The sequence below is a fragment of the Humidesulfovibrio sp. genome, assembly GCF_035560995.1.
Taxonomy (GTDB): Bacteria; Desulfobacterota; Desulfovibrionia; order Desulfovibrionales; family Desulfovibrionaceae; genus Humidesulfovibrio.
In genome coordinates, this window is record NZ_DATMYK010000181.1 from 1 (window position 1) to 3,721 (window position 3,721).

Annotated in this window: 4 protein-coding genes and 1 pseudogene; 2 read left to right on the top strand and 3 right to left on the bottom strand. The window is 64.6% G+C overall.

Going from position 1 to position 3,721, the window contains the following annotated elements; translation table 11 throughout:
• Both VN419_RS06975 and VN419_RS06980 read left to right on the top strand, forming a co-directional pair.
• Positions 1-262: pseudogene (locus tag VN419_RS06975) on the top strand (ABC transporter ATP-binding protein); the annotation flags it as partial.
• Positions 263-336: 74 nt separating this feature from the next.
• Positions 337-555 (top strand): TraR/DksA C4-type zinc finger protein, encoded by a 219-nt coding sequence (locus VN419_RS06980; protein WP_325645869.1) that lies wholly within the window; start codon positions 337-339, stop codon positions 553-555.
• Positions 556-669: 114 nt separating this feature from the next.
• On the opposite strand, the gene VN419_RS06985 is transcribed toward VN419_RS06980, so the two are convergent.
• From VN419_RS06985 to VN419_RS06995, 3 genes are all read right to left on the bottom strand, one after another.
• The gene (locus VN419_RS06985) at positions 670-2,967 is read right to left on the bottom strand and encodes a hybrid sensor histidine kinase/response regulator (protein ID WP_325645871.1); all 2,298 of its coding nucleotides are present in this window, start codon (positions 2,965-2,967) and stop codon (positions 670-672) included.
• A gap of 44 nt (positions 2,968-3,011) precedes the next feature.
• Complete coding sequence (locus VN419_RS06990) at positions 3,012-3,509, bottom strand: Eco29kI family restriction endonuclease (RefSeq protein WP_325645873.1); 498 nt, start codon at positions 3,507-3,509, stop codon at positions 3,012-3,014.
• Positions 3,509-3,721 (bottom strand): carbamoyltransferase N-terminal domain-containing protein (locus tag VN419_RS06995; RefSeq protein WP_325645875.1); only part of this gene is annotated, 213 nt, incomplete at its 5' end. The genes VN419_RS06990 and VN419_RS06995, both read right to left, overlap by 1 nt.

The following is a 3,721-nucleotide window of genomic DNA, read 5'->3' on the forward strand; positions in this document are numbered from 1 at the left end:
CAAGCTGTCCTTCAAGGAGCAGCGCGAGCTGGACACCCTGCGCATGGAACTTGCGGAGTTCCCGGCGCGCATAGAGGTGCTGGAACAGGACATCGCCAAGGCCACGGAGCGCCTGGCCAACCCGGAGCTGTACAAGAAGGCCCCCAAGGCCCTGGTGGAGGCGCGCAACGAGCTTTCCAGCCTGGAGGCCGAGCTGGAAGCGGCCTTTGCCCGCTGGGAAACCGCCGAAGCCCGTTCAAAGGAGCTGAGCGCCGAGGCCTAGCGCCCGCAGCAACAAAACGGCCCGCAGCCCTACACCGCCCCACGACACCGCAGAGCCCCCGGGAGGGAAGCCACATGAGCGATGCCGCAGACGACGCCCAGGACTACGAGACCCACCGCCGCGCCAGCGCCCTGGCCGATGCCGCGCCCAAGCCCGGCCCCCCGCCGCTCATCATTGACGGCGTGGCCTGCTGCGCCGAGTGCGAGGAACCCATTCCCCCGGCCAGACTCAAGGCCCTGCCGGGCGTCGGCCTGTGCATGGCCTGCGCCGAAGAACTGGAAGCCGAGCGCTAGCGCCCTGCCCCCGCCAAACGAAGCAGCGCCCCGGCGAGACATCTCGCCGGGGCGCTGCTTCGTTTGGCGGCCCACGCACAAGTCAGACGGCGGATCATCCTGGGCTTTGCGCCCTTACGCGCCGTGCTCCTCCGCCCTTTCGCGGCGCAGCACCCGCAAAATCGCCTGTTTCAATTCCGCCACCTTGACCGGCTTGGACAGGTAGTCGTCCATGCCCGCTGCGAGAAATTTCTCCCTGTCGCCCTGCATGGCGTAGGCGGTCATGGCGATGACCGGCACCCGAGGGTTCAGGACTCCGGCCTCGCCGCTTCTGAGCCTGCGCGTGGCCTCCACCCCATCCATCACGTCCATCTGCACGTCCATGAGCACGCAGTCGTAATCCTGGGCCTTGAGCATGGCCAGGGCCTCCGCTCCATCGCTGGCCGTAGCCACCAGGTGCCCCATGCGCTCCAGGGTCAGCCGGGCGCTCATGCGGTTGATCTCCTCGTCCTCCACCAGCAGGATGCGCAGCGGCTCCGCGGCCTCCCCGCTGCGCTCCGCCTGCCGCCCCAGAACGGCGGGCGGTTCCTCCGCCAGGGCCAGGGGCAGCATCAGGTATACGTTGGTGCCCTGTCCGGCCTCGCTCTCAAAGGTCACGGTGCCATCCATGGCGCTGGCCAGGTGCTGCACGATGGCCAAGCCGAGCCCGGCCCCCTGCTGCGAACGGGTGTAGCTGCCGGCCACCTGGATGAACGGTGCGCAGATCTGGCCCACCTGCTCATCCGGGATGCCCTGGCCGGTATCGCTGATGATGAACAGCAGCCGTTTCCTGCCGTCCGGGCAGGGCAGAAGCGTGCTGACATCAAGCGTCACCCGCCCCTTTTCGGTAAATTTCACGGCGTTGCCCACAAGGTTGAACAGGATCTGCCGCACGCGCACCTCATCGCCCATGAAGTACAGGGGCAGCTCGGCGGCGGCATTGATGGAGAAGGCCAGACGCTTGCTGAAGTGCAGGGGCGAAAAGGTCTCGGCCAGGGCGCCCAGCACATCGGCCAGGGCGAAGGGCTGGCGCAGGATGGGCATGCGCCCTGCCTCGATGCGCGAAAGGTCGAGAATGTCGCCCAGCAGGCTTGTCAGCCTTTGCCCGGCGCGGATGCCCATTTCCGAGAACTGCTCCACCTCCGTGGAGACCGGACTTGTCCGGATGAGCTGCAGCATGCCGAGCACGCCGTTCAGCGGGGTGCGTATCTCGTGGCTCATGTTGGCCAAAAATTCGCTCTTGGCCTTGCTGGCGGCCTCGGCCTGCGCCTTGGCCACGCGCAGCTCGGTCTCGGTCCTTTCCCGTACGGCCATGTCGTGGGCCAGGGCCTCAGCCATGGCGTTGAAGGTCTTTGCCAGCTGCCCCACCTCGGCGATGTCCGACTCCGGACGCACGCGCACGCTCAAGTCGCCCGAGCCCAGACGCTGGGAGGCCGACGTCAGTTCGTCCAGGGTACGCCAGATGGTCCGCCCGCCCAAAAACCACCCACAGGCCAAGGTAAGGCCTAAGGTCAGCAGCAGCAGGCCCACATGCTGGTTCAAAACCGCCTGCGCCCTGGCGTAGACCGCAGCCTGCGGAATACTGACGGACACATAGGCATAGGGCGGCGCTCCTGGCGCCAGGCTCACCGGCTGCGAGGCCAGGATGCGCTTCGTGCCCTCGGCGTCCGTGAAGACCGAGAAGCCCCCGGCCCTGGCCTGGGCTATCTTGAGGCTGGCCAGAGGGATGGGCTGGGCGAAGGCGGCCGCGTCGTCCTTGGGAAAGCCGTACAGGCGCAGGCCGTTGCGGTCGCACACCTCCACGAGGGTGTTTTCCGGGAAATGCAGCTGGTCGAAGACGTTGTTGAAGCCTTCCAGGATGATGCTGGTCAGCAGGATGGCCTTGAGTTCGCCCTGCTCGCCGAACACCGGGCAGGCGAAGGGGAACACGGGCACCTTGAGGGTCTGGCCGGTGGTGCACTCGCCGGCGGTGAAGGCCCTGGTTTGCAGCGCCTCCTGAAAGTGCTTGGCCTGGGAAAAATTCGCCCTGGCCTGCGGGTTGTTCGAGGCGATGATGTCGCCCTTGAGGTCCACAAGGTGCAGCGCGCCATAGCGCACCTGGTTGATCCTGAGCACATTGAGGAAGATCCGCGTGCTTACAACCACGTCCAGGTTGCGCACATCGGGCACCTTGGAGAGGTTCTGCAGCATGAGCCGCGTCGCCGTGGTGGTGCGCTCCTGGCTCTTGACCGTTTGCTGAACCAGGGTCCGCAGTTCCTGCTCCGCCTCGGCAATGGCCTTGGCCCGGTTCTGCATGCCCACCAGCAGGATGATGGCAAAAGCGGGCAGTCCGGCCAGCAGAAACAGAAGAAGGAGCTTCTTTTTTGCGGAACCGTTGAACAAACGCAGGATCATAGTGTTCTCGCTTGTGCAGCTTCAGCCCAGGCCTTTGCCGGAGCTTATATATAAGTAGCCCAGGCAAAACTCTCCTGGCAAGCGATTGTTGCTTGCCTTGCGGAACCGTGCATCTCCGGCCCAGCCCCGCCCTTGCTCCGGTGCGGCGGGCCGCTGAAGTGCAGACGGTGGTGCGGAGGATGATCCGCAAAAGCGGCAAAAGAAAAAGGCACCTGGAATGCGTTATTCCAAGTGCCTGATTCTTTGGTGGAGATGAGGATGGTCAGCATGGACGACCCGGCCTCATCGCAACATGCCGATATTACCAACTCAGGGTTTTGACCTTGTACTACCTGTTTGTACGACGCCACTGACGAGGGCACCTGCGGCAAAAGTACAGTTTTCAGGTGGTTCACGATGTCGGCGAGAAGCTGTTCCTGCGTTTCCGTCCTCGGCTTGAACTTCAAGACCCAGGCCCGTCCAGGGTGCACGATGTCCCAGATGGAGCGGTACTGTGTGAGGCGGCGTTCACCGGGCGTGTGGTTTCCGAAACCGCCGATCATCAGGCTCCACAATGAGCAGAAACAACTGATGAAAGTGACTCGCCATGGGAAATCCAGATGTCATCAACAAGCAAGTTGCGGCCATGGAAGTCCACCAAGTCGAGGTCGGCCGGGGAGAGCCCGGCCTCGGCCAGGCAGTAGCGCGCGGCGTGGTGCGGGAAGTCCGGGTCGTGCTTCTTGCGGGTGAAGCGTTCCTCCTGGGCCGCGGCCAC